Origin of the sequence: Saccharothrix sp. S26 (assembly GCF_021390395.1) — a bacterium.
In the GTDB taxonomy this organism is placed as follows: domain Bacteria; phylum Actinomycetota; class Actinomycetes; order Mycobacteriales; family Pseudonocardiaceae; genus Actinosynnema.
This window is the reverse complement of the sequence record NZ_JAJUWT010000001.1, coordinates 419,234-444,048: the sequence shown is the minus strand read 5'-3', so window position 1 is coordinate 444,048 and position 24,815 is coordinate 419,234. Positions and strand designations below refer to the sequence as shown.

The window sequence follows — 24,815 nt, the reverse complement described above, 5'->3', positions numbered from 1 at the left end:
CTGCGATAGTGCCGGCCGTGGCCACCGAGAAACCCCACCTGGGGAGCACCCTCACCGGCGCCGCGGTGCTGTTCGTCCTGCTGCGGCTGCTCGCCGTGTCGCACTATGACTGGCACACGGCGTTCGCGCTGCTGCACACGTTGGACTTGGAGGACGCGCCGGGACTGTTCCTGGGGACGTTCATGGCGGACGCGTGGATCAGCAGTGTGCTGTTGGTCGTGATGGTGCCGTTGACCGTGTTCTACGCGGTCGGGAGGCGGTCGCGGGCGGCGCCGCTGGCGGTGGCGGTGTTGCTGGCGTTCCTGGTGGCGCACGTGCTCTCGTACCACCGGTGGTGGGTGCCGGTCGGCGCGCTGGTGCTCACGGTGCTGTTGGTGTTCGTGGAGCGGATGCGGCGGTTGCACGCTCAGATGGACTTCGTGCTGCGCCGGTTCGGGTACGTGGTGGGCGCGGTGGCGTTGGTGGTGGCGGCGGTCGTGGGCACGCCGTGGGTGCCGTTGGAGCGGATCGAGGTCGGGGACGACGCGGTCGAGGCCTACGTGATGGAGACCAGCCCCGGGTTCCTGAAAGTGCTCGGCGCGCAGGAGCGGGGGTTCCGCATCCTGCGCGCCGAGGACGTCCGGTCACGCGTCGAGCTGGCCGACCACTAGCGGGTCAGGACCACCACCGAGCGGGCCGGTGTGGTGATCGAGCCGTTGGCGATGGTGGCCTTGTCCGCGGTCAGGGTGTGGTTCTGCCAGGTGCCGGGGACGGTGACCGATTTCGCCGTCGGGTACGGGTTGATGATCACCAGCAGGCCGTTCAGGGTCGGATCGGTGTCCGGGCCCGCGGTGTCGTCCAGCAGGGCGGCGACCACGCCCGGTTCGGTGGCTGGGAACGACAGCTTCTGCTGCACGAGTGCCGCGTCGTTGAGCGTGAACAGCGGCGAGGAGGCACGGATGCGGAGCAGTTCGAGGGTGTTGTCGACGGCCGTGCGCATGTCCGCCGACGACGGCTTCAACGAACCGCTGGCCAACAAGGCAGCGGCGTAGGGCCACTTGTCCTCGTTGTCCGCCGCCGGCGGCAGGCCGCGGCCGAAGCCGTTGTCCCGCAACGACGGGTCGTAGCGGTTGAACCAGTCGCCGGAGTCGTAGCTGTTGCGGTCCAAGGACTTCGACCTCAGGAACTCCGCGCCCGCGTGCAGGAACGGTTGGCCCTGGCCCAGCAGCACCGGGGCCAGGGCGACCTTCTGCATCCGCACCCGGTCCGCCATGGACGTGCCGACGGGCAGCTTGAACGCCTGCGAGTCGAACAACGTCTCGTTGTCGTGCGCGTCGACGTACGTGATCACGTCGGCCGGCGCGCCCGTGTACCCGGCGGGCGAGCCGTTGTACGTCACGTCACGCCCCGAGACCTCGCCGCCGCCGGTGGACCGGAACCGGTAGGACGCCATGTTGCCCGCCATGCCCAGCTTCACCAGGTCGGCGTAGTTGGCCAGCCGCGCGGCCACGTCGCCGTTGGCCGGTGAGCCGTTCGGGTCGCCCGCCAGCCCGGACGCCAGGCCCTGCACGCGCGGGTCGGCGTCGAACGGACCACCGCCCCGCACCGCGTCACGCAGCCGGTCGCTGAACGTGCCGATGCCCGTCCCGGCCAGGTTCGCCTGCGTGGCCTGCTCGAACCGGGCGTTGCCGGCGACCTCGCCGAAGTCCCAGCCCTCGCCGTAGACGCGGATGTTGCGCCCGTCCACGCCGTCGCGCTCGACGGTCAGCGCGTCCAGCGCCGCCCGCACGGCCAGGATGTTCGCCTTCGGGTGGTGGCCCATCAGGTCGAACCGGAAGCCGTCCACCTTGTACAGCCGGGCCCAGCGCACGACGGAGTCGACGACGAGCTTGCCCATCATGGCGTTCTCGGTGGCGGTGTTGGCGCAGCACGTGGAGTTGGCGACCGTGCCGTCGAGGTTCAGCCGCTGGTAGTAGCCGGGCACGACCTTGTCCAGCACGGACGTCGGCGCGTCGCCGGAGGCCGCGGTGTGGTTGTAGACCACGTCCACGACCACGCGGTTGCCGTTGTCGTGCAACGACTTCACCATCTCGCGGTACTGCTTGGACCGGGCCCACCCGGTCTGCGCGTCGTCGGTGGCGTAGGAGCCCTCGGGCACGTCGTAGTGGTACGGGTCGTAGCCCCAGTTGAAGCCGTCGTGCGCGGCCGCTTCGGCGACGCAGGACTGCTGCGCCGGGGAGTCGGCGGGCAGCGACGCCAGGTCGCACGCCGGCTGCCGCTGGTCGGAGCGCTTCTCCGGGATGGTGGCGATGTCGAACGTGGGCAGCAGGTGCACGGTGTCCAGACCCGCCGCCGCCAGCTCGCGCAGGTGGGTCATGCCCACCGACGACGAGTGGGTGAACGCGCGGTACGTGCCGCGGTCGGACTCCGGGACGGTGGTGTCGCCGATGGAGAAGTCCCGCACGTGCAGCTCGGTGATGCCGTGCTCGGTCGGGTCGGCGCCCAGGCCGCGGGCGACGTGCCCGGCCCAGCCGGCGGGCATGGTGCGGGCGTCACCGAGGTCGGCGAACTGCGAGTGCGTCGAGTTCACCGCCAACGCCACCGAGTACGGGTCCGTCACGGTCACCGTGCGCCCGGCGACGGTCACCTCGAACAGGTAGAACTTGTCCCGCCACGAGCCGGACGCCGACCACGAGCCGGACGCGTCGTCCCGCGCCATGGCCACGGTCGACGCCGTGCCGCCGGGCTGGTCGAACACCTGGAGCCGCACCGACGACGCCGTGGGTGCCCACAACCGCGCGGTCACGCGGTCACCGTCGAACGTCGGCCCGTAGGTCAGCGCGGACGCGGCGGCCGCGAACCGGTCGTCCAGCACGCCCGCGACCTGCACGCCGGTGCGGTGCCGCAGGCCACCGCCGGAGTCCACGTGCACGGCGGACAGCTTGCCGCGCAACGCCTCGTCCAGCCGTTCGCCGTCACGCACCCGGAACACCGGCTTGCCCCGCAGGTGCGGGAACTTCGCGGGCACCGCCTCCGACGACGGCACCAGCCGCAGCACCTTGCCGTCGTACTCCAGCCGGTAACCGTCGGACGGCACCACCGGCACGTCCCACACGACCAGGTCCTTCGACACCCAGATCGCCTTGGCCTTGGTCAGGTCGTCGTCCACGCCCTGCCCGCCCGACGGCGGCAGCACGAAGGAGATCGAGCCGTCCGGCTTGGTGGAGCCGGAGACGTACCAGACCTCGTGCCCGGTGCCCGTGACGTCGAGGAACTGGTCCGGTCCCGGATCCTTGGCGTCACCGCGGTGGATGATGTTGCTCAACCCGGCCGCGCCCGGCTCCAGCGGCACGGACCAGTACACGCCGAACCCGTCACCGCCGTCGGGCACGCGGGACTGGTTCCAGCCCGGGCTCGGTTCCAGCGACCCGGTCCAGTGGTAGAGCGTCCAGTCGGTGTAGTCGCCGTCGGGCCGGTGGTAGTGGATCACCGCGCGGTTCTGCGCGGCGGCCAGGCTCGGGTGGACCTTGTCGCCCTGGACCCACGCACGGCCGGCGGTGCGACCGGTCGCTTCGACCGTGCCGTTGCGCACCACGGAGAACTCGACGGGCGCGGTCGCCGGGATGGTCGCCACCGCACCGCTGAACGGGTGGTCGACGCCGCCCGCGCGCACCACGAGCCCCGCGGTGTCCCCGAGGTGCGTCACCACGGCTTGGCCGGTCGCGGCGACCTCGCTGGCGTGCACGGCGGTCTGGCCCTGCCTCAGCCACACCTGCGGGGTGGCGCTCGGGTCGACGAACCGGTCGCCGTCGGTGTCCTTCTCGTCGCCGCGGTGGGCGATGAGGCCGACCGATCTCGCGCCCGGCTTGAGCTTCACCCAGGCGAACCGGCCGTACGGCGTCTCACCCGCGAACGGCAGCGGCGCGTCCCACGTGGGCGCGTTCTCGACGTCACCCCACGCGTGCAGGCCCCAGCCGTCGTAGTCGCCCGCCGGGCGGTTGTAGTGCACCACCAGCCAGTCGGACGTGACGGCGGTCGGCGGCTCGACCGGTGGCGCGGCCACCAGGCCGAGCTTCGCGCCGTCCGCGCCCAACGTGCCGCGCGCGTCCTTGGCGACGACGCGCACCTCGACGTTGCGGCCCACGGCCGCGCCCGGCAGGGAGGCCAGGTCGGCGAACACCCGGTACGGCGCGGCGTCGTCGGTGCCCAGCACCTGCCAGTCGCGCTCGCCCTCGACCCGTGCGGCGAACGTGGCCTGCGCGTACGGCGAGGTGACGCCGTCTGCGCGCAGCTCGACCCGGTCGTCCAGCACGGTCCCGGTCGGCGGCACGGCCAACGTCGGCGTGGGCGAGGCGGACGGGATCCGGCCGGTCGAGCGGAGCACCAGGGCGGACAGCGCGGGCACGGTGACGGTGACCTTGCCGCCGACGGCGTTGACCTGCGCACCGGCGGCGGGCCGGATCGGGCGGTAGCCCTGGCCCGACACCGGGACTTCGACGGTCGCGGGCGCGGTGCCCGCGTTGGCCACCACGACGTGCTCGACCTGCTGGGCGCGGCCCGTGCGGCTGAACGCGATCACGTCCCCCTGCGCGAGCCGGAGCTGCTGGTTGCCGTCACGCCACACCGGGTCGGCGTCCACGAACCTCGCCAGGTCCCTGAGCTGCCGGTACAGCGGGTGGTCGGTGCGGAAGTTGTCCACCGCGCCGGTGCGGTCGCTGCCCACCAGGTCCTCGGCCGCGTACTCGGGGGTCTTGGAGGCGAACATGTCCTGCCGGGCCGGCTTGTCGCCGCCGGTGCCCGCGAAACCCTGCTCGTCGCCGTAGTAGACGACCGGGTTGCCGCGCCACAGGTACATCAGCGCGTTGCCCAGCTCCAGCCGGTCCAGCAGCTCGGCCTCGGAGATGCCCGGCCTGCCCTGCCGGACCATCCACGCGATGCGGCCCATGTCGTGGTTGCCCAGGAACGTCGGCAGCGAGGACGCGTTGGAGTCGGCGTCGGTGTAGCGGTCGTCCTCCACCAGCACCTCGCCGAGCCGGGCCGCGCCCTGACCGGACAGGAACCGGGCCGCGCCGCTCTGGAACGGGAAGTCCAGCACGGCCTGCATCCGACCGGTGGTGGTGTAGCGGGAGGTGAACGCCGGGTCGGCGTCGAACACCTCGCCGAAGACGAAGAAGTCCTTCTTGCCGCGCATCGCCGCGTACTGCTTCACGTGCGGCGCGAGCGCCTGCCAGAACTCCATGTTGACGTGCTTGACCGTGTCGACCCGGTAGCCGTCGATGCCCAGCGTGTCGATCCAGCTGGTGAAGATGCGCTTCATGCCCTTGACGACCGTCGGGTGCTCGGTCATCAGGTCGTCCAAGCCGAAGAAGTCGCCGTAGGAGTTGGACTCGCCGCTGAACGTCGAGTCGCCGCGGTTGTGGTAGAGCTGCGGGTCGTTGAGCCAGGCGGGGGTCTTCTCGCCCTTGACCACGGGTGTGTACGGCGCGGTGAGCTTCGGGAACGGCTCCTGGCCCGCGATCTCGGAGATGTCGACCGGCTTGCCCTGCTCGTCCAGGTAGGGCTGCGCGCCGGTGCTGACGTAGTCGTGCTCGCCCTCGGCGTAGTCGATCAGGTCGGCCGTGTGGTTGGCGACGATGTCGAAGAAGACCTTGATGCCGCGGCGGTGCGCGTCCTGGATGAGCCGCCGCATGTCGTTGGTCGTGCCGAAGTGCGGGTCGAGCTGGGTGAAGTCGGTGGTCCAGTAGCCGTGGTAGCCGGCCGAGACGTCGTCGCCGGAGCCCTGCACCCACCGGTTGCGGAACATGGGCGTCATCCAGATCGCGGTGACGCCCATCCCGTCCAGGTAGTCGATCTTGTCGCGCAGGCCCTTGAGGTCGCCGCCGTGGTAGAAGCCCTTGTCGGCGGGGTCGTAGCCGCTCTTGAGCCGGTCGGTCTCGGCCGTGCCGCCGCGGTCGTTGCGCGGGTCGCCGTTGGCGAACCGGTCGGGCATCACGAAGTAGAACCGCTCGCCGGTCAGGTCGGACCGCAACGCGTCCTTGGCCAACGACCGGTCACCGTCCCGCACGCCGGGCGCGACGTCGGTGACGGCGCCGACGGCGAGCCGCTGGACTTCGGGCGCGGCGCCGGTGGGTGGTGGCACGAACGGCACAACGGCCAGGGCGATGAGCGCGGCGACGGCCCGACGCATCGCGACCTCCTTGTCGCAAGATCTTGCAAACCCGCCCCGACGTCGAGCCGGGGCGAGGTGCACGAAACCACGACGATCTCCACCGGGACAAGGTCCAGACGGCTGCAAGTCCTTGCAGACCCTTACGTCACCGGCGATCGGGCTGGAGGGTCTTGCTCCACAGGGACCGGCCCTTGATGCCGCGCAGCCACACGGTCAGCTCGCCGTCGCGCGTCACGGGGACCTCCCCGAAGTGCTGGAAGCCGTCCAACGGGCTGGTGTTGGCCGCCGGCGGCGCGTTGACGGACACCGCTTCCGGGCCGAACGTCGGGCCCAGCGCGAGAACGGGTCGAAGTCCTGGAACGACGCCCGTTCCGGCGAGTAGTGGTGCGCCGCCGTGTAGTGCACGTCCGCGGTCGGCCACACGGTGTTGCGCACCCGGCAGGCCGTTGGCGACGCTCTCGACGTCCGCACCGTCCGGCACGGTCAGGCCGATCGGCAGGTCGGCCGCGATGACCTTCCACGTGGCCCGGCTGCGGTCCAGCGAGTCAACCAGCCACCGGGCCTGCGCCGCACCCAGCACCACGCCCCGGCCGTCGCGCGGCGGAACTTGCGGTACCCCCGGCCGTCCACCGCCTGCCGGGGGTCGATCGGCTGCCACTCGTGGAACGCCCGCGCGGCCAGCACGGCCACCCGCTTCTCGGTGTACTGCGGCAGCGTCAGCGTCGGTTCAGGGCATACAGACGTTCTGTGGTCTCCAGGCAATCGCGCTCGCTGCCGAGACGCTCATCCGGTGGAAATCTCCCGATCGCGTGATCTCCCCGACGGTGTCCGGCTATAGCCGACGCATGGCGGAGCCACGTTGGGACGGATCGCTGAGCGGAGACCCGGCGCAGGCCGAACGCAGCATCGATGACTGGGTCGAGGGGATGCGCAGCCGGGCAGACCGCTTGCAGGCGTTGCGTGACCAGGTGGGGCGGATCCGAGTACGGGTCGGAGGCGGCACGGTCATGGCCCGCTTCGATCCCGACCCCGACATGGCGAAGGCGTGGCTGAGGCTGCGATCAAGCCGGGCGCAGCCATTGGACATCGCCCTGCTCGAACACGAACTCGCCGCGGCACGATACTGGCGGCAGAACCCGAATGCCTCGTACCGGGAAGCCCGCGCGGCGGCCAATGACGTATCGCGGTGGGAGACCCAGATCCCGCCCGCGTCCAACGAGGACTACAGCGAACCCTGGAGGTGATCGCGATGGCGATGCTCGTGTACTTGCACAAGGAGAACGAGACCGAGACCGAGGCGCGCTACCGGTTCCACACCGACGGCGGCTCGGACCGGTACCTCGTGCTGGACAAGCGGTCGGAGACCATCACGCCCGACGACGGCAACCGCGATGGCGTGTTCCGCGCGGCGGCGGGCAAGTTGGCCAGGGCCTGGCTCGACACGAAGGCCGCGCCTGATCGGCTGGTCCACCAGAGCTGACCGGGTCGGCGCGGCTTGATCAGAGAGGTGGTGATCGACTGCGTGTTGCTGTGCCCCAGGTAAGCAGTAGTCCACGATCTCGCCCGGGTACCAGTTGCCGGTCACCTCGTGGTCGTCCCACTGCACGATCATCGGCACCCGCGAGGCGAACGACCGGTACTGCGGGTCGAGCAGGTTGTAGGCGAACTGGCCGCGGTACTCGTCCAGCGTCTCGGCGACCTTCAGCTTCTCCGGGATGACGAGGTTGCGCCACACCCACCCGTCGGGCAGCGTCACCTCCTCCTGCGACGGGCCGTCCGCGTACACCGTGTCGCCGCTGTTGATGAGGAAGTCGGGGCGGCGGGCGGCCATCGCGCCGAAGGTCGGCATGCCGCCCAGGTCGGGATTGCCGCCCCAGCCCTGGCCCGCCGTGTCACCGGACCACTCGAACCGCACCTCGTCACGGCCCAGCGGCGCGGTGCGGAAGCTGCCCGTCACGGCCTCGCTGCGGGTGCGGCCGTCGAGGTCCTCGGCGACGACGCGGTAGTGCACCTCCCGCGCGTTCGGCAGGCCGCGCAGCCGCACCCGGCCCGTGCCGCCGGTCTCCGGCGTCGGCAGCGGACCGCGCACGGTCCGCGCGTGCCGGAACGACGGGTCCGCCGACACCCGCACCAGCATCCGCGCCGGCCGGTCGGCCCGCGTCCACACCAGACCGCCGTCGAACGTCACGTCACCGGACTGCACGCCGTGCGTCGGCACGGGCCGGTCGCCGCGGGCCAACGCCACGCCGCCGGGCACGACCGCCACGGCCGCACCGATCGCACCAGCGCGCAGCAGCGTCCGCCGGTTCACCACACCTTCGCTCGTGCGCGGGTTTGCAAGTCCGGGTGAACGCCACCCGTCGCTCACAGGCCCAGCGCACGGCGGAGCACCACGACCTCCTCCTCCAGCTCCCGCTGCGCCTGCTGGGCGTGCTCGACCAGCACCGAGCCGTGGAACGTGCCGCTGAACACGTGCAGCTCGACCGGCACCCCCGCGTCCATCAGCCGCACCGCGTAGGCGACGGCCTCGTCGCGCAGCGGGTCGAACTCCATCGCCGACACGTAGGCCGGCGGCAGACCGGTGAGGTCCTCGGCGCGGGCGGGTGCGGCGTAGGGCGAGACGTCCGGACCGCCACGCCGACCCGGACCCAGGTAGCAGTCCCAGCTGATCTCGGCACGCCGCCGGTCCCAGACCGGGGTGTCGACGAAATGGCGCGCGCTGCGGGTCTCCAACCGGTCGTCCACCTCGGGCACGCCGAGGAACTGGAAGCGGATGCGCGGTCCGCCCCGGTCGCGGGCCAGCAGCGCCAGCGCCGCGCACAGGCCGCCGCCCGCGCTGTGCCCGTTGACCGCGATGCGGTCGGGGTCGACGCCGAGCTCGACCGCGTTCGCCGCCAGCCACTCCAGGCCCGCGTAGCAGTCCTCCAGGCCGCCGGGGAACGGCGTCTCGGGCGCGAGCCGGTAGCCGACGGCCACGACGACCGCGCCGGTCTGCCGGGCGAGCCGCACGTTGCGGCCGTGGTCGGCGTCGATGCTGCCGATGACGAACCCGCCGCCGTGGACGGCCAGGATCGCGGCGGGCGCGGCGTCGTCGGGCCGGTAGACGCGCAGCGTCAGGTCGGTGCCGTCGGCCCGGGTGGTCGCCCGCTCGGTCACCGTCACGCCGGTCTCGTCCACCTCGGCCTCGCGGACGTGGTCGGCCATGAGCGCGCGGACGGCGGACAGGTCGGTCAGGTCCACTTCCGGCAGCATGTGCACGGCGGCCGCGAGTTCCGGGTCGATCGCGTAGGCCATGGGTTCGTCTCCTGCGGTCACGGGGTGGGCGTCTTCGGCGAGTGTGGTCGGCGGGCGCGGGCGGGCACCTCCGCCACGTGTCGGTGATCCGCCGCCCGGAACCCGACGTTCGCGCCGGTCCCCGGCCACATCCGCCGTGGCTAGGGTGGGGACGATGAGGGGACTGTTGCGCAAACTCTCCGCCCTCGACGCCGACGCCGAGACCGCGATCCGGGTGATCGCGTACTTCGACACGTTGGTGGAGAGCCGTGCGACGGTGGTCGAGGTGGTGCGCGCGACGGCCGGGTTGGCCGACGGCGTGGTCGGCGTGGAGCTGGACGGCAGGCCGCCGGTGCGCCTTGGTCCCGACGGCAAGCCCGCCTCGAGGCCGGTCGCGGTGACGGCGCAGGCGGCGGTCGGCACGTCCGGCCGCGTGTGGCTGGAACGCCCGGACGGCCCGCGCCCGTTGGACGACCTGGTGCTGGAGCGCTGCGCGATCACCCTGCGGGTGCTGGAACCGCCCCGCCACACGCCGCACCTGGCCGACCCGGCGCTGGTGGAGCTGGTGCTGTCGGAACGGGAGGCGCCGGAGGACCGCGCACGGGCGGTGAAGCTGCTGGGACTGGCCCACGACCGGCCGCTGCGGATCGCGGCGGTGCGGTGCGGTCCGGGTCAGGACCCGGGCGCGGAGGCGGTGCGGCTGGTGGCGCGGGCGGGCCGGCACGCGCCGGTGCGCGTGGGGATCGTGGGGCGGCACGCGGCGCTGGTGCTGCAACCGCCCGACGCGCGCGAGTGGGCGTTGCCCAGGGGCGAGGTGCGGCTCGGGCTGGGCGGGACCGTGGACGGGTTGCGGGCGCACACGTCGTGGAAGCAGGCACAGCAGGCGTTGCGGTTCACGTCGGCCGAGCACCCCGTGGTGGACTTCACGGACCTGGGCGCGACGGCGTTGCTGGCGGAGGTGCCGGTCGAGATGCTGCGGCGGGACGCCGACGTGGCCGCGTTGACCGCGCTGGCCGCGACGCCGAGCGGACGGCTGGACGTGGCCGCGCTGGAGGCGTTCTGCGTCAGCGGCTCGCTGCGCAAGGCGGCCGAGTCACTGCACCTGCACCACAGCTCGGTGGCCTCCCGCCTGGCCCGGGCCGAAGACGTGCTCGGCTGGTCGTTGGACACCCCGCACGGCCGCTTCCGCACCATGGTCGCCCTGCTGGCCCGCCGGTTGGCCGGCTGACCAGCCGCGATCACCACAGGCCGAGCGCCTTGAGCAGCAAGCCCTCCGTGCCCGCGCCGAACGAGGGACGCCTGGGCCGCGTTCCCGACCCGGTGGTCGAGGTACATGTCGCCGTCGCTCGTCCGGTGCGTCTCGTCCAGCGTCCGGCGGTGGTCGAAGAAGTTCGGCGGGTCGTCGTGCTCGTACGCCGGGTCGTCCAGGTAGCGCTGCGCCACCAGCCGCCGCACGGCCGCGTTGCCGGCGGCGGACTGCAACGCCAGCACCGCGTGCACCGGGGCCGCGGCCCGCGGGTGGCGGGTCGGGATCGGTCCACCGGCCGGGGCCCCGGGCTCGCGCGGTCGGTCCACCGGTCCAGCGCGCTTAGCCGATCGGAGCCGGCTCAAGACCGACCGGGCAGCCGGAAGGGCAGGCCCGGCCGTCCGCGCGGGCTACCGCCGCTGGCTGGGCAGCCGTCCCTCGGCCATGCGCTTGGCCACGTCACGCCGCAGCCACAGCAGGTACGCCCACACGAGGCTGAACACCACGCCGATGCCGCCCAGCGCGGTCAGGGCGAACCACGACGCCACCATCACCACGTGGATCGCCACGATCACGTAGACCGCCCACGAGTGCTTGAGCAGCGCGCACGTGCCGATCAGCGCGGCGATCAGGCCGAGCACCAGGTACCCGGTGCCGGTGCCGACCCCGCCGCCCAGCTTGGCCACCACCGGCAGGGCCAGGGCCACGACGATCACCTCGAGGATCAGCGTGGCCGCCATGATGCCCCGGAAGGACTTCATCGGGTCCTTCTTCGGCGCGGGCGCCGGCTGGGCGGCGGGAGAGGTCACGAGGGCTCCTTGCCGAACAACGCGCGCGCTTCGCCCGCCGTGACGACGGAACCGGTCACCACGACGCCGCCACCGGACATGATGTCGCCGTCGTCGCTCTCCTCGGCCAGCCGCACGGCCTCCTCGATCGCGTCGTCGAGGTGCGGCTGCACGACCATCCGGTCCTCGCCGAAGATCGGCACGGCCACGCCGGCCAGCAGGTCCGGGTCCATCGCGCGCGGCGACGAGTTCGAGGTCAGGACGACCTCCTGCACGACCGGTTCGAGCGCGCTCAGGATGCCGACAGCGTCCTTCTCCTGCATCACGCCGACCACGGCGACCAGCTTGCGGAAGCCGAACTCCTCGTCCAGCGCCTTGGCCAGCGCCTCCGCGCCGTGCGGGTTGTGCGCCGCGTCCACCAGCACGGTCGGCGCGGTGCGGACGCGTTCGAGCCGGCCCGGTGACGTGACCGTGGCGAACCCCTCGCGGACGGCCTCCACGTCGAGCCGCCGGTCGGGGCCCGCGCCGAAGAACGCCTCCACGGCGGCCAGCGCGAGCGCCGCGTTGGCCGCCTGGTGCGCGCCGTGCAACGGGAGGAAGACCTCGTCGTACTCGCCGGCCAGGCCCTGCAACCGCAGCATCTGCCCGCCGACGGCGATGTCGCGCTGGATCACGCCGAACTCGGACCCGAGCCGCGCGACCGTGGCGTCCACCTCGGCGCAGCGCCGCAGCAGCACCTGTTCCACGGCGGGTTCCTGCTTGGCCAGCAGCGCGACCGAACCGGGCTTGATGATCCCGGCCTTCTCCTGCGCGATGCCGGCCAGGTCGCCGCCGAGGTACTCGACGTGGTCCAGGCCGATGGGCGTGATCACGGCGATCCGGCCGTCGGCGATGTTGGTCGCGTCCCACGACCCGCCCATGCCGACCTCGATCACGGCGGCGTCCACGGGCGCGTCGGCGAACGCCGCGAACGCCATGCCGGTGAGCACCTCGAACTTGCTCATCGGCACGTCGGTGCGCGAGTCCACGATCGACAGGTAGGGCTCGATGTCGCGGTAGATCTCGACGTAGCGCTCGGGGCTGATGGGCGCGCCGTCGACGCTGATCCGCTCGGTCGCCAGTTGCAGGTGCGGGCTGGTGTAGCGGCCCGTGCGCAGGCCGATCCTGGTCAGCAGGGCGTCGATCATCCGCGAGGTGGACGTCTTGCCGTTCGTCCCGCCGACGTGCACCACGGGGTAGGACGCCTGCGGGTCGCCGAGGATGTCGGCCAGCGCGCGGATGCGGTCGAGGCTCGGTTCGAGCTTGGTCTCGGGCCAGCGGGTGTTCAGCTCCGACTCGACCTGCCGCAGCTCCTCCAGCGCGCCCGTTTCGAACCCGGTCACGAGTTGTCCTGCGGCAGTGTCTCGAGGCGGGCGTGGATGCGGTCGATCTCGGCGTTGGCCGCCGCGAGCCGGGCCTGGATCTTGGCCACGACGTCGGCCGGCGCCTTGTCCAGGAACGCCGCGTTGCCGAGCTTGCCCTCGCACTGGGCGCGTTCCTTCTCGGCCACGGCCAGGTCCTTGGCCAGCCGCTTGCGCTCGGCGACCACGTCCACCGCGCCGGACAGGTCCAGCTCGACCTTCACCGTGCCCTTGGGCAGGCCGATGTCGAGCGAGACGCTGACGGTGAAGTCGTCGCCGGGCTCGGTCATCCGGGTCAGCGACCGCACCGCGGGCACCTGGTCGAGCAGGTCGACGCAGCACGCGCCGCGCACCTTGCCCGCGACCTTCTGGGCGGGCTTGAGGCCCTGGTCGGAGCGGAACCGGCGGATCTCGGTGACCAGCTTCTTCAGGCCCTCGACCCGCTGCGCGGCGACCTCGTCGCGCGCCCCGCCGGTCGCCTCGGGCCAGTCCGCGACCACCAGCGACTCGCCGCCGGTCAACGTGGTCCACAGGGTCTCGGTGATGAACGGCGTCAGCGGGTGCAGCAGCCGCAGCACCACGTCGAGCACGTGCCCGAGCACGGTCCGGGTGGCCTCGGCGCGCGTGCCGCCCTCGGCGAGCTGGACCTTGGCCAGCTCCAGGTACCAGTCGCAGAACTCGTCCCACGTGAAGTGGTAGAGCGCCTCGCTGAGCTTGGCGAACTGGAACGCCTCGAAGTGGCCGTCGACCTCGGTCACGAGCCCGTCGAGCAGGTCGAGGATCCAGCGGTCGGCGTCGGTCAGCTCCTCGCGCGGCGGCAGCGGCCGTTCGACGGTGGCGCCGTTGTTGAGCGCGAACCGGGAGGCGTTCCACAGCTTGGTGGTGAAGTTGCGCGACCCGGCGGCCCACTCGTCGGCCAGCGCCATGTCCGAGCCGGGGTTGGCGCTGCGCAGCAGCGTGAACCGGGTGGCGTCGGCGCCGTAGGCGTCCATCCAGTCGATGGGGTCGATGCCGTTGCCGCGCGACTTCGACATCTTCTTGCCGAACTGGTCGCGGATGAGGCCGTGCAGGAACACGTGGTCGAACGGCTGCTTGCCGTCCATCGCGTACAGGCCGAACATCATCATCCGGACGACCCAGAAGAACAGGATGTCGTAGCCGGTGGACAGCACGCTGGTCGGGTAGAACTTGGCCAGGTCGGCGGTCTGCGCGGGCCAGCCGAGCGTGGAGAACGGCCACAGGCCGGACGAGAACCACGTGTCGAGCACGTCCTCGTCCTGCACCCAGCCCTCACCAGGCGGCTCGTCGTCGGGCCCGACGCACATGACCTTGTCGTTGGGGCCGTACCAGACGGGGATGCGGTGGCCCCACCACAGCTGGCGCGAGATGCACCAGTCGTTGAGGTTGTCGACCCAGTCGAAGTAGCGCTTGGCCAGCTCCGGCGGGTGGATGGTGGTGCGGCCGTCGCGCACGGCGGCGGAGGCGGCCTCGGCGAGCGGCGCGACCTTCACCCACCACTGCATGGACAGGCGCGGCTCGATCACGGTGTCGCAGCGCGAGCAGTGGCCGACGGAGTGCTTGTAGGGGCGCTTCTCGGCCACGATGCGGCCCTGTTCGCGCAGGGCGGCGACCACGGCCGGGCGCGCCTCGAAGCGGTCGAGGCCCTCGAACGGGCCGTGCGCGGTGATCACGCCCCGGCCGTCCATGACGGTGAGCGCGGGCAGGTCGTGCCGCCTGCCGATCTCGAAGTCGTTCGGGTCGTGCGCGGGGGTGACCTTGACCGCGCCGGTGCCGAACTTCGGGTCCACGTGCTCGTCGGCGACGATCGGCACGTGCCGGCCGGTCAGCGGCACCTCGACCTCGGTGCCGATGAGGTGCCGGTACCGCTCGTCCTCGGGGTGCACGGCCACCGCCGTGTCGCCCAGCATCGTCTCGGCGCGCGTGGTGGCGACCACGATCGAGTTCTCGCCCGAGCCGTAGCGGATGGAGACGAGCTCGCCGTCGTCCTCGGAGTGGTCGACCTCGATGTCGGACAGCGCGGTCTGGCAGCGCGGGCACCAGTTGATGATGCGCTCGGCGCGGTAGATCAGGCCGTCGTCGTAGAGCTTCTTGAAGATCGTCTGGACGGCGCGGGACAGGCCCTCGTCCATGGTGAAGCGGACGCGGCTCCAGTCGACGCCGTCGCCGAGGCGGCGCATCTGGCCGAGGATCTTGCCGCCGACCTCCTCGCGCCACTCCCAGACGCGTTCGACGAACTTCTCCCGGCCCACGTCGTGGCGGGACTTGCCCTCGCCGGCGAGCGCGCGTTCGACGGCGGTCTGGGTGGCGATGCCCGCGTGGTCGGTGCCGGGCAGCCAGAGCACCTCGTAGCCCTGCATGCGGCGGCGGCGGGTGAGCGCGTCCATGATGCTGTGGTTCAGCGCGTGGCCCATGTGCAGGCTGCCGTTGACGTTCGGCGGCGGCAGCACGATGGAGAACGGCGGCTTGTCGCTGGTCGCGTCGGCCGTGAAGTAACCGCGCTCGACCCACCGCTCGTACAGCCCGGCCTCTACCTCGGCCGGGTTCCACGCCGGCGGGAGTTCGGGTCGCTGCGGTGCGGTGGGGGTCTCAGTCACGGTCGAAGTCTACGGAGGCGCGGGTATCGACTTCTAACCAGATACCTGGTAGCGGGTGACGTGCCCACTCGGACGGGTCCGCGGCGGGTGACCGGTGACGGGTGGCACGGCGGTTGTCGACTTGGGGGGAACGTGGACGAGTACCGGATCGAGGACCACCCCGACCTGCGTGACGCCGGGTGGGCGCGCGAGGCCGTGCGGCGGGCCGAGCGCGAGGCCAGGGTGCGGCGGTTGCGGTCGTTGCCGCGCAGGCCGCCGCGGCGGTTCTGGGTGGGGCTGGCGATCGCGGTGGCGGCGGTGCTGCTGGCGTGGGCCGTGATCGCGTCGGAGTCCGGCACGCCGGCGGGACCGTCCGCGCGCCCGTTCGACCCGGACGAGCCGTTCGCGGGCACGTCGGCGGCGGCGTGGGCGGACGGCGTGGCCGGGGTGGTGGCGCCCGAGGCGGTGCGGGTGGGCGCGTACTCGGCGGAGCAGGTGTAGGTGGCCTACGAGCGGGTGCGGGAGGCGGTGATCACGGCGCGGCTGGACCGGCGGGTGGTGCGCGACCACGACCTCGAGCCGTTCTACGCGCTGTTCGCGCCGGACCTGCGGGACTCGCTGCGGGTGCTGTTCGACGGCCGCAACGACGGCGAGGCGGCGTTGGTGGCGACGCGGGTGGACAAGGGCGCGCGGTTGGCGGAGGCGGAGCCGAAGGTGCGGGGCGAGATGGCGGCCGAGGTGGGTCCGGACGGCGAACTGGCGGTGCGGACGGACTACACGTTCGCCTACGCGTTCGAGCCGGACCGGCCCGAGGCGGTGCGGGGGCCGTTGGACGCGGTGGCGGTGTCGCGGTTCCAGGTGCGGTACTCGCTGCGCACGGGCGGGCCGGGTGTGGAGGGGCTGTGGGCGGACGCGTCGGCGGGCTCGCTGCACTCGATCGCGTGTTCGAGCGCCAAGCGCGGCTACCTGGCGCCCGCGTTCACCGAGCCCTCGATGCCGACGGGCCTGGACTTCGACCTGGGCGCGCCGTCGTCGCCCGCCGACGGCTGTCCGGACTGAGGTCACCCGTTCGGACGATACGCAGCGGGAGTGACCCCGCTCACAATTGACCGTGATCACCAGGATCGTCGCAGGTGAGGACGCCGTGGGCACGGGCCGTTCGCAACCCCTTGGGGCCCGTGCCGGCGGTCCCGCGCCGTCCCGGCGCGAACGGCGATCGGACAGACCGCCGGCGCGCTCGCGCGGGGCGCGCCGGCGGCACAATATGGGGTATGGACCGCAACCCGCCCCGGCAGGACATCGACGAGACGCAGCTCGAGGTCGGCGAGCCCAAGCGGTGGGCGGCGGGCATCCCCGGCGTCGCGGTGTCGTTGCGGCGCGGGGTCGAGCAGATGGGCGTGACGCGGACCGCGACCACGTTGCGGCTGCTCAACCAGCGCGAGGGCTTCGACTGCCCCGGCTGCGCGTGGCCGGAGCCGCAGGGCCACCGCAAGCTCGCCGAGTTCTGCGAGAACGGCGCGAAGGCGGTGGCCGAGGAGGCGACCCGGCGGCGCGTCGGTCGTGAGTTCTTCGCCGCGCACCCGATCGCCGAGCTCGCCGGGAAGACCGACTACTGGCTGGGCCAGCAGGGCCGGATCACCGAGCCGGTCGTGCTGCGCGAAGGCGCGACCCACTACGAGCCGATCGGGTGGCAGGACGCGTTCTCGCTCATCGCCTCGCACCTCAACGGCCTGGCGAGCCCGGACGAGGCCGTGTTCTACACCTCCGGCCGCACCAGCAACGAGGCCGCGTTCCTGTACCAGCTGCTGGTGCGCTCGTTCGGCACGAACAACCTGCCGGACTGCTCGAACATGTGCCACGAGTCGTCCGGGGCGGCGTTGTCGGAGACCACCGGCATCGGCAAGGGCTCGGTGAGCATCGACGACTTCTCCCGCGCCGACCTGATCGTGGTGGTGGGTCAGAACCCGGGCACGAACCACCCGCGGATGCTCTCGGCGCTGGAGGAGGCCAAGCGCGGCGGCGCGCGGATCGTGGCGGTCAACCCGCTGCCCGAGGCCGGGCTGCTGCGGTTCAAGAACCCGCAGAACGCGCGCGGGCTGGTCGGCGCGGGCACGAAGCTGGCCGACGAGTTCCTACAGATCCGGCTGGGCGGCGACCAGGCGCTGTTCCAGGCCGCGGGCAACCTGCTGCTGTCCTGGGGCGCGGTGGACACCGAGTTCGTCGAGGGCTTCACGGAGGGGTTCGCCGAGTACGCCGACCACGTGCGGCGGCTGGACTGGGACTCGGTCGACGTGGCCACCGGCCTGCCGCGCGCCCAGGTCGAGCGGTTCGCCCGGATGCTCGCCGACTCGCAGCGCACGATCTTCTGCTGGGCCATGGGCTTGACCCAGCACAAGCACTCGGTGCCGACGATCCGTGAGATCGCGAACGTGGCCCTGCTGCGCGGCATGATCGGCAAGCCGGGCGCGGGCCTGTGCCCGGTGCGCGGTCACTCGAACGTGCAAGGCGACCGGACCATGGGCATCTGGGAGAAGATGCCGGAGAAGTTCCTGTCCGCCCTGGAGGCCGAGTTCGGCATCGACGTGCCCCGCAAGCACGGCTTCGACACCGTGGCGTCGATCCGGGCCATGCGCGACGGCGCGGCGAAGGTGTTCTTCGCCGTCGGCGGGAACTTCGTCGCGGCCACCCCCGACACGGCGGTGACCGAGGCCGCGATGCGGAAGCTGGACCTGACCGTGCACGTGTCGACCAAGCTGAACCGGTCGCACGTGGTGCACGGCCGCACGGCGTTGATCCTGCCCACGCTGGGGCGCACGGAGAGCGACCTCCAGCACACCGGCGAGCAGTTCGTCACGGTCGAGGACTCGATGTCGGTGGTGCACCGCTCGCGCGGCAGGCTGGCCCCGGCCAGTGACCGGCTGCTGTCGGAGGTGTCGATCGTGTGCCGGCTGGCGCGGGCCGTGCTGGGGCCGGGGCACCCGGTGCCGTGGGAGGAGTTCGAGAAGGACTACGACCTCATCCGCGACCGGATCGCCCGGGTCGTGCCCGGTTGCGACGACTACAACGCCAGGGTGCGCCGCCCGGACGGTTTCGTGCTGCCGCACGCGCCCCGGGACGCCCGCGAGTTCACCGGCACCCGGTCGGGCAAGGCGCACTTCTCGGCCAACGACCTGACCGTGCTGCGGGTGCCGCGGGGCAGGCTGCTGTTGCAGACCATGCGCAGCCACGACCAGTACAACACCACGATCTACGGCCTGGACGACCGCTACCGGGGCGTGAAGGACGGCCGGCGGGTCGTGTTCGTCAGCCCCGCGGACCTCGACGCGCTCGACCTGCTCGACGGGCAGTTCGTGGACCTGGTCAGCGAGTGGCCGGACGACCCGACCGGCGTCACGGAACGGCGTGCCGAGCGGTTCCGGGTGGTGTCGTACCCGACGGCGAAGGGCTGCGCGGCCGCCTACTTCCCGGAGGCCAACTCGCTGGTCCCGCTGGACTCGACGGCCGCCGTGTCGGGCACGCCCACGTCCAAGTCGATCGTGGTGCGGCTGGAGAAGGTCGACTGAGCCGCGCACCACCCGCCAGTCGAACCGGAACCGGCAGGCCGGCGAGGTGGCGGTGCTGGTCCCGGCCAGGCGTCGGCGGCCGGCGACGTGCCGGGCGGTAACGCCGGCGGCCGTTCGGGCGAACCTACGCACGTGATGAGGACCGTGCTCGGCGTGGCGCTGCTGGCCCTGTGCGCGTGCACGAGCCCGCCGCCGAGCACACCCGCGACCGAGCCGCCGTCCTCGACCGCCACCGACTCGGCGGGCGTGAGCTGCGAGGACGCGCCGGCGGACGTGGTCGGTCCGGTGCTGGAGCTGCGGCTCAACCACCCGCGCCAGACGATCAGCGGCAACGTGGTGCGCTGCACGTACGACGGCGGCACGGCCGAGGTCCGGTTCGAGACCGGCGCGGACGCCACGTCGTTCGCCGCGAATCGCGCCGACCACGCCGGGATCACCGACCTGCCCGGCTTCCACGACGAGGCCTACCGCGCCACCGCCGTCACGGGCGAGGTCGTCCAGACCGCCGTCGCCGCCCGCGCGGGCACGGTCGCGATCACCGTCACCTCCGGTGCGACCGCCGACCGGGCCCAGCGGCTCATCGACGCCCTGTTCGCCGCCCTCTGAACCACCGTCGCCCCGGCCCCTCGGCCTCGATCCGGCGGATCGAGTCACGGGCCGCCGCCGCGGTGTCGGGATCGTTCGACCCGTCCAACAGCTCGACCGCCTGCCGCAACTGGCCGAGGGCCTCCTCCCGCCGGCCCAGGGACCAGTGCGTCAGCCCGAGGTTGTACCGCGAGATCCCCTCTCCGTGCGCATGACCGATCTCCTGGGAGATCGCCAGGTCCTGCTCGTAGTAGGCCAACGACTCGGCGAGCCGACCCAGGCTGCCCACCGTCCGGCCGAGGTTGCCCAGCGCCTGCCCCTCGGCGAGGCGGTTGCCCACCGCGCGGTACACCGCGAGCGCTTCGAGGTAGTGGCGCTCGGCGTCCTCCAGCCGGCCGAGGGCGTCGTACTCGATGCCGAGACCGTTGAGGCAGTCGCCTTCGCCGTCCCGGTCGCCCACTTCGCGGCGCAGCCGCAGCGCGCGCCGGTAGAACTCGATGGCCCGCAGGTGTTCGCCGGAGTCGCCGTGGACCTTGCCCAGGTTGGACAGGCAGCGCGCCTCGCCGTCCCGGTCGCCCGCGGCCCGGTAGGCGTCCGCGCCCAGCTCCAGGTGCCGGATCGCCTCGGCGACGCGACCGGTCAGCGCGTAGGTCGAGGCGATGTTGTTGAGCGAGTGGGCCTGGTCGCGTCGCGACCCGAGGTCGCGGAACAACGCCAGTGCGGCCTGGAAGTGGGGCAGCGCCTCGTCGAACCGCCTCATCCGGTGGTGCGCGCTGCCCAGCCCGTTGAGGATCTTGCCCTGGCCCGCGCGGTCGCCCAGTGCCCGGGCGGAGGCCAGCGCGAGCAGGTCGACCGGGATCCACTCCGGTGGCCTGCGCAGGTTGAAGTACCGGAACGCCGCCTCGCCCGCGTCCCTGACCTGCTCGTGCCACCCGTTGCGGGCGGCCAGCTCGAGCACCGGCAGGAGGTTGTGCGACTCGCCGTCGAACCACGCCAGCGCGGTGAGCCGGTCGGGGAACACCTCCCGTTGCGCCGCATTGGGATCGAGGTGGCTGTGCACCCCTTTGACGTGCGACACGTAGTGCTGCACGAGCGCGCGCTCCGCCGCCAGCCGCGTCTGCGCGTCGTCCACCTCGGCGCACCGCTCGGCCGCGTAGATCCGCAGCAGGTCGTGGAACCGGTACTCGTCGGCCACCACACCGCGCTGGAGCAGGTGCGCACGGCGCAGTCGGACCAGCAGCGCCTCGACCTCGTCTGGCGTGACGCCGGCCAGTGCGGCCGCCGTGGCCGGGGTGACCGTGCGGCCGGGGTGGAGCGCGGCGAGGCGGAACACCCGCGCCTGGTCCGCGGGCAACCGCGCGTACGAGGCGTTGAACGCCGTGCGGACGTCGACCGAATCGTCGTAGGCCAGCTCCCCCAACCGGTCGTGCGCGGCGGCGATGGACTCGGCGAACCGGCTCACGTCCGCGCCACGCCGGTCGGCGATCACCTCGGCCACGATCCGCAACGCCAGCGGCAGGAACCCGCACGACTCGGCCAACGCCCCCGCCGCCGCGGGGTCGGCGGTGATCCGGTCGTCGTCCGGGTCGACCGAACGGACCGCGTCCTCCAGCACCGCCACGGCCTCCGCGGTACTCATCACGTCCAGCTCGACCCGCCGCGCCCCCGGCACGGGCAGGTTGTCCCGACTGGTCAGCACGAGCCGGTGCGCCTGCCCGGCGGGCCGCAGCGGCAGCACCTGGTCGGCCGACGACGCGTTGTCCACGACCACCAGCACCGGCGGGCGCGCGGCCAGTTGCGACCGGTACAACGCCTCGCGCTCACCCTGACCCGGCGGGATCGCCTCACCGGGCACGCCCAGCACGCGCAGCAGCGAGGCCAACGCGTCGTTCGCGCTCAGCCGCTGCTCGGCGTTGTACCCCTGGGCGTCCACGAACAGCACGCCACCCGGGAACCACCCGTCACCCACCGCCAGGTGCGCGGCCCGGACCACCAGCGCGGACTTCCCCACCCCGGCCAGCCCGACCACGGCCAGCGCGGTCCGCTCACCGCCGGGCGACAGGAAGTCCCGCAGTACGGCCAACTCCGCCGCACGGCCCACGAAACCCTCGTCCACGGGCAGGCCGGCCGGCGTCACGGGCGCGGCCGGCTGCACGACGGTCAGCGAGTCCACCCGCCCGACCTGGAGCACCGGTCCGAACACGGTGCCGCTGATCTCGTTGTGGACCTCGCTCACCACATCACCGCTCCAGCACGGCCATCGCCGCGTTGTGGCCCCCGATCCCGCTGACCCCGCCACCACGACGAGCCCCCGCGCCGCAGACGAACAGGTTCGCCACGTCGGTCTCCACGCCCCAGCGGCCGACCTCGTCCTCGTGCTCGGCGAACGGCCAGGCCAGCTCGTCGTGGAAGATGTTGCCGCGCGGCAACCCCAGCTCGCGCTCCAGGTCCAGCGGCGTGCGCACCTCCAGGCACGGCTCGCCGTTCGCGTCCTTGGCCAGGCACGACTCGACGGGCTCGTCGACGTGGGCGTTCAGCCCGGCCAGGTACCGGCCGACCAGCTCGTCCCGCAGCCCGGCGTTGTCCTGCTCGAACAACGCCGCCGGCGTGTGCAGCCCGAACAGCGTCAACGTGTGCCAACCCCGGTCGACCAGCTCCGGCGCGAGGATCGACGGGTCGGTCAACGTGTGGCAGTACATCTCCGCCGGCAGCACCGACGGCACCCGTCCCGCCGCGCTCTCCCGGCACGCCGACTCCAACTGCCCGTACGACTCGTCCACGTGCAGCGTCCCGGCGAACGCCACCCTCGGGTCCACCCCGCCGCGGAACCGCGGCAGCCGTTCCAGCAGCATGTTGACCTTCACCTGGCAGCCCTCGGCGACCGCGCGCACCGGACGCCCGCGCAACCGGTCCAAAGTGGACGGAGCAACGCCGGACAGCACGAACTTCGCGCCCACCGCGCGGCCGTCGTACTCGACCTCGCCCGTGACGCCGTCCACGTCGACCCGCGTCACCTCGGCCCGCGTCACGACCTCCGCGCCCGCCTCGCGCGCCACCCGCAGCAGCTCGCCGGTCACCGCGCCCATCCCGCCCACCGGCACCTGCCACTCACCCGTGCCGTTGCCGATCACGTGGTAGAGGAAGCACCGGTTGGCCTTCAGGTCGTGCAACGACGTGTGCGTGCCGATCAACGCGTCCGTGGCGACGACCCCGCGCACCACGTCATGGGCGAACAACTCCTCCAACGTCTCGCCGAGCGGCCGTTCCACCACCTGGTCCCACAGCCGCATCCGAGCCACGGAGTCGACGCGCAACCGTGCGTGCTCCCGGGACAGCAGGGGTTCCAGCAGCGTCGGCGACAACGCCTTCGCCAGCACCTCCAGGTCGTCGTACCACCGGCGCCACCGCTCCCACTCGGCGTCCGACCCGGTCAGCGCCCGGAACGACGCCGCGGTCGCCTCACCCGGCTCGCGCTCCACCAGCAGGTCGCCCGCCGGGGTGTAGGACGACGCCGACCGCGACCGCAACGCCACCCGCAGCCCGAGGTCGGCCACGATCCGGTCCGGCAGCAGGCTGACCAGGTAGGAGTACCGCGACAGCCGCGCCGGCACGCCCGGGAACGCCTGTTCGCTCACCGCCGCGCCGCCGACGTGGTCGAGCTTCTCCAGCACCAGCACCGTGCGGCCGGCCCGAGCCAGGTAAGCGGCCGCCACCAGCGCGTTGTGCCCGCCGCCGACCACCACCACGTCGTAGGTATCCACCCGGCCGACTCTAGCCAGTGAACAACGCCGTCACCTTGCGGATCAGCTCGACCAGGCCGTACGCCAGCGGCACGCCGACCCACAGCCAGGCGAGCACGACCAGCCACCGCCCGTTCACCGGACCACCTCCGCCGCCGGCTCGTGGTGCTTCGCCGCGACCGGTCGGACCAGTTCGTTGGCCACGAACCCGACGACCAGCAACGCGATCATGACGAACAACGACGCCGTGTAGAGGTCGGGCCCGCTCTTCCCGGCCGCCTTCTGGCCGTCGGCGACCGCGTTGACGATCAACGGCCCCAGCACGCCCGCCACCGACCACGCCGTCAGCAACCGACCGTGGATCGCACCCACCTGGTAGGTGCCGAACAGGTCCTTCAGGTACGCCGGGACGGTGGCGAACCCACCGCCGTAGAACGACAGGATCAGCATCGCGCACACGACGAACAACGGCATGGAGGCGTTGCCCGCCAACGCGAGCACCAGGTACGTCACCGCGCCGACACCCAGGTACAGCCGGTAGACGTTCCTGCGCCCCACCAGGTCCGAAGTGGACGACCACGCGATCCGGCCCACCATGTTCGCCAACGACAGCAACGCCACGAACCCGGCCGCCGCGCCCGCCGCGACCGGCGTGGAGGTCTCGGCGAAGAAGTCGCGGATCATCGGCGAGGCCTTCTCCAGGATCCCGATGCCCGCAGTCACGTTGAAGCACAGCACCACCCACAGGCACCAGAACTGCGGCGTCCTCAGGGCGTTGCGCGCCGACACGTTGACCACCGACCGCACCACCTCCCGCTCGGCGACCTCGGCGGGCACCCGGACCAGGAGCACGCCCACCGACATGAAGACCGCGTAGGCGATGCCGTGCACCAGGAACGCCCGCGCGATGCCGTCGCTGTCCCGCCCGAAGGACTCCAGCATCTGCGCCGACCACGGTGACGCGATCAGCGCGCCGCCGCCGAAGCCCATGATCGCGATGCCTGTGGCCATCCCCGGCCGGTCGGGGAACCACTTGATCAGCGTGGACACCGGCGAGATGTACCCGATGCCCAGCCCGATGCCGCCCACGAACCCGTACCCGGCCACCACCAGCCAGTACTGCTGCGTCCACGCGCCCAACGCCGAGATCAGGAAGCCGGACGAGAAGCAGGTGGCGGACACGAACATGGCCCAGCGCGGCCCGTTGCGCTCGACCAACGTGCCGCCGAACGCCGCCGACAGCCCCAACATCACGATCCCGAGCTGGAACGGCAGCGCGCTCTGCGTCCCCGTGAGGTCCAGCGCGCCTTCCAGCGGCGGTTTGAACACGCTCCACGCGTACGCCTGACCGATGGCCAGGTGCACCGACAGCGCGGCGGGCGGGATGAGCCAGCGGTTCCACCCCGGCGGGGCGATCGTGCGAGAGCGGTCCAGGAAACCCACTGCCCGACACCTCCGTAACCTGGTGAGTGGCTTGC

At 72.2% G+C, this 24,815-nt stretch carries 16 protein-coding genes and 1 pseudogene; 7 read left to right on the top strand and 10 right to left on the bottom strand.

The genetic code is table 11. The features are described 5' to 3' along the window. Positions 1-17 precede the first annotated feature (17 nt). Positions 18-650, top strand: a complete 633-nt coding sequence (locus LZG04_RS02040) for a hypothetical protein (protein WP_233812521.1) — start codon at positions 18-20, stop codon at positions 648-650. On the opposite strand, the gene pulA is transcribed toward LZG04_RS02040, so the two are convergent. Together pulA and LZG04_RS02030 are read right to left on the bottom strand one after the other, a co-directional pair. Then, the gene (gene pulA / locus LZG04_RS02035) at positions 647-6,166 is read right to left on the bottom strand and encodes a pullulanase-type alpha-1,6-glucosidase (protein ID WP_233812520.1); all 5,520 of its coding nucleotides are present in this window, start codon (positions 6,164-6,166) and stop codon (positions 647-649) included. The genes LZG04_RS02040 and pulA overlap by 4 nt on opposite strands. Positions 6,167-6,293: 127 nt before the next feature. Then, on the bottom strand, positions 6,294-6,731 hold the full coding sequence (locus LZG04_RS02030; protein ID WP_374202778.1) for an alkaline phosphatase D family protein: 438 nt from the start codon (positions 6,729-6,731) through the stop codon (positions 6,294-6,296). 262 nt (positions 6,732-6,993) lie between these two features. Between LZG04_RS02030 and LZG04_RS02025 the strand changes: the two genes are divergently transcribed. Further along, the gene (locus tag LZG04_RS02025) at positions 6,994-7,392 is read left to right on the top strand and encodes a hypothetical protein (protein WP_233812519.1); all 399 of its coding nucleotides are present in this window, start codon (positions 6,994-6,996) and stop codon (positions 7,390-7,392) included. Between the two features lie 305 nt (positions 7,393-7,697). On the opposite strand, the pseudogene LZG04_RS02020 reads toward LZG04_RS02025, so the two are convergent. Next, positions 7,698-8,462: pseudogene (locus tag LZG04_RS02020) on the bottom strand (alkaline phosphatase); the annotation flags it as partial. A gap of 50 nt (positions 8,463-8,512) precedes the next feature. Next, positions 8,513-9,442 carry an alpha/beta hydrolase gene (locus LZG04_RS02015; protein WP_233812518.1) on the bottom strand — a complete coding sequence of 310 codons (930 nt, stop codon included), beginning with the start codon at positions 9,440-9,442 and terminating at the stop codon, positions 8,513-8,515. Between the two features lie 154 nt (positions 9,443-9,596). Between LZG04_RS02015 and LZG04_RS02010 the strand changes: the two genes are divergently transcribed. Further along, complete coding sequence (locus LZG04_RS02010; RefSeq protein WP_233812517.1) at positions 9,597-10,649, top strand: CdaR family transcriptional regulator; 1,053 nt, start codon at positions 9,597-9,599, stop codon at positions 10,647-10,649. A 428-nt stretch (positions 10,650-11,077) separates the two neighbouring features. Here the strand turns inward: LZG04_RS02010 and LZG04_RS02005 are convergent, their stop codons facing one another. Genes LZG04_RS02005 through LZG04_RS01995 form a run of 3 tightly spaced genes read right to left on the bottom strand, consistent with a single transcriptional unit; the run spans position 11,078 to position 15,470 of the window. Then, the gene (locus LZG04_RS02005) at positions 11,078-11,476 is read right to left on the bottom strand and encodes a DUF4233 domain-containing protein (protein ID WP_233812516.1); all 399 of its coding nucleotides are present in this window, start codon (positions 11,474-11,476) and stop codon (positions 11,078-11,080) included. Then, entirely contained in the window at positions 11,473-12,837 is a 1,365-nt protein-coding gene (locus LZG04_RS02000) for a folylpolyglutamate synthase/dihydrofolate synthase family protein (RefSeq protein WP_233812515.1), read from the bottom strand. The genes LZG04_RS02005 and LZG04_RS02000 overlap by 4 nt, the downstream gene beginning before the upstream one ends. Next, on the bottom strand, positions 12,834-15,470 hold the full coding sequence (locus LZG04_RS01995; protein WP_233812514.1) for a valine--tRNA ligase: 2,637 nt from the start codon (positions 15,468-15,470) through the stop codon (positions 12,834-12,836). The genes LZG04_RS02000 and LZG04_RS01995 overlap by 4 nt, the downstream gene beginning before the upstream one ends. Before the next feature lie 132 nt (positions 15,471-15,602). On the opposite strand from LZG04_RS01995, the gene LZG04_RS01990 reads away from it, so the two are divergent. The 4 genes from LZG04_RS01990 (at position 15,603) to LZG04_RS01975 (ending at position 19,618) form a co-directional block, all read left to right on the top strand. Further along, positions 15,603-15,950, top strand: a complete 348-nt coding sequence (locus LZG04_RS01990; protein WP_233812513.1) for a hypothetical protein — start codon at positions 15,603-15,605, stop codon at positions 15,948-15,950. Continuing rightward, positions 15,951-16,508: a hypothetical protein gene (locus LZG04_RS01985; RefSeq protein WP_233812512.1), complete on the top strand. Its 558-nt coding sequence runs from the start codon at positions 15,951-15,953 to the stop codon at positions 16,506-16,508. It begins immediately after the preceding gene. Positions 16,509-16,720: 212 nt separating this feature from the next. Next, positions 16,721-19,012, top strand: a complete 2,292-nt coding sequence (locus tag LZG04_RS01980; protein ID WP_233812511.1) for an FdhF/YdeP family oxidoreductase — start codon at positions 16,721-16,723, stop codon at positions 19,010-19,012. Between the two features lie 135 nt (positions 19,013-19,147). Next, positions 19,148-19,618: a hypothetical protein gene (locus LZG04_RS01975; protein WP_233812510.1), complete on the top strand. Its 471-nt coding sequence runs from the start codon at positions 19,148-19,150 to the stop codon at positions 19,616-19,618. Here LZG04_RS01975 and LZG04_RS01970 read toward each other — a convergent pair. From LZG04_RS01970 to LZG04_RS01960, 3 genes are all read right to left on the bottom strand, one after another. Continuing rightward, positions 19,590-21,833 (bottom strand): tetratricopeptide repeat protein, encoded by a 2,244-nt coding sequence (locus LZG04_RS01970; RefSeq protein ID WP_233812509.1) that lies wholly within the window; start codon positions 21,831-21,833, stop codon positions 19,590-19,592. The two genes, LZG04_RS01975 and LZG04_RS01970, sit on opposite strands and share 29 nt — an antisense overlap. 4 nt (positions 21,834-21,837) lie before the next feature. Next, positions 21,838-23,358 (bottom strand): NAD(P)/FAD-dependent oxidoreductase, encoded by a 1,521-nt coding sequence (locus LZG04_RS01965; protein WP_233812508.1) that lies wholly within the window; start codon positions 23,356-23,358, stop codon positions 21,838-21,840. Positions 23,359-23,472: 114 nt separating this feature from the next. Continuing rightward, positions 23,473-24,780 carry an OFA family MFS transporter gene (locus tag LZG04_RS01960; protein ID WP_233812507.1) on the bottom strand — a complete coding sequence of 436 codons (1,308 nt, stop codon included), beginning with the start codon at positions 24,778-24,780 and terminating at the stop codon, positions 23,473-23,475. Positions 24,781-24,815: the final 35 nt, after the last annotated feature.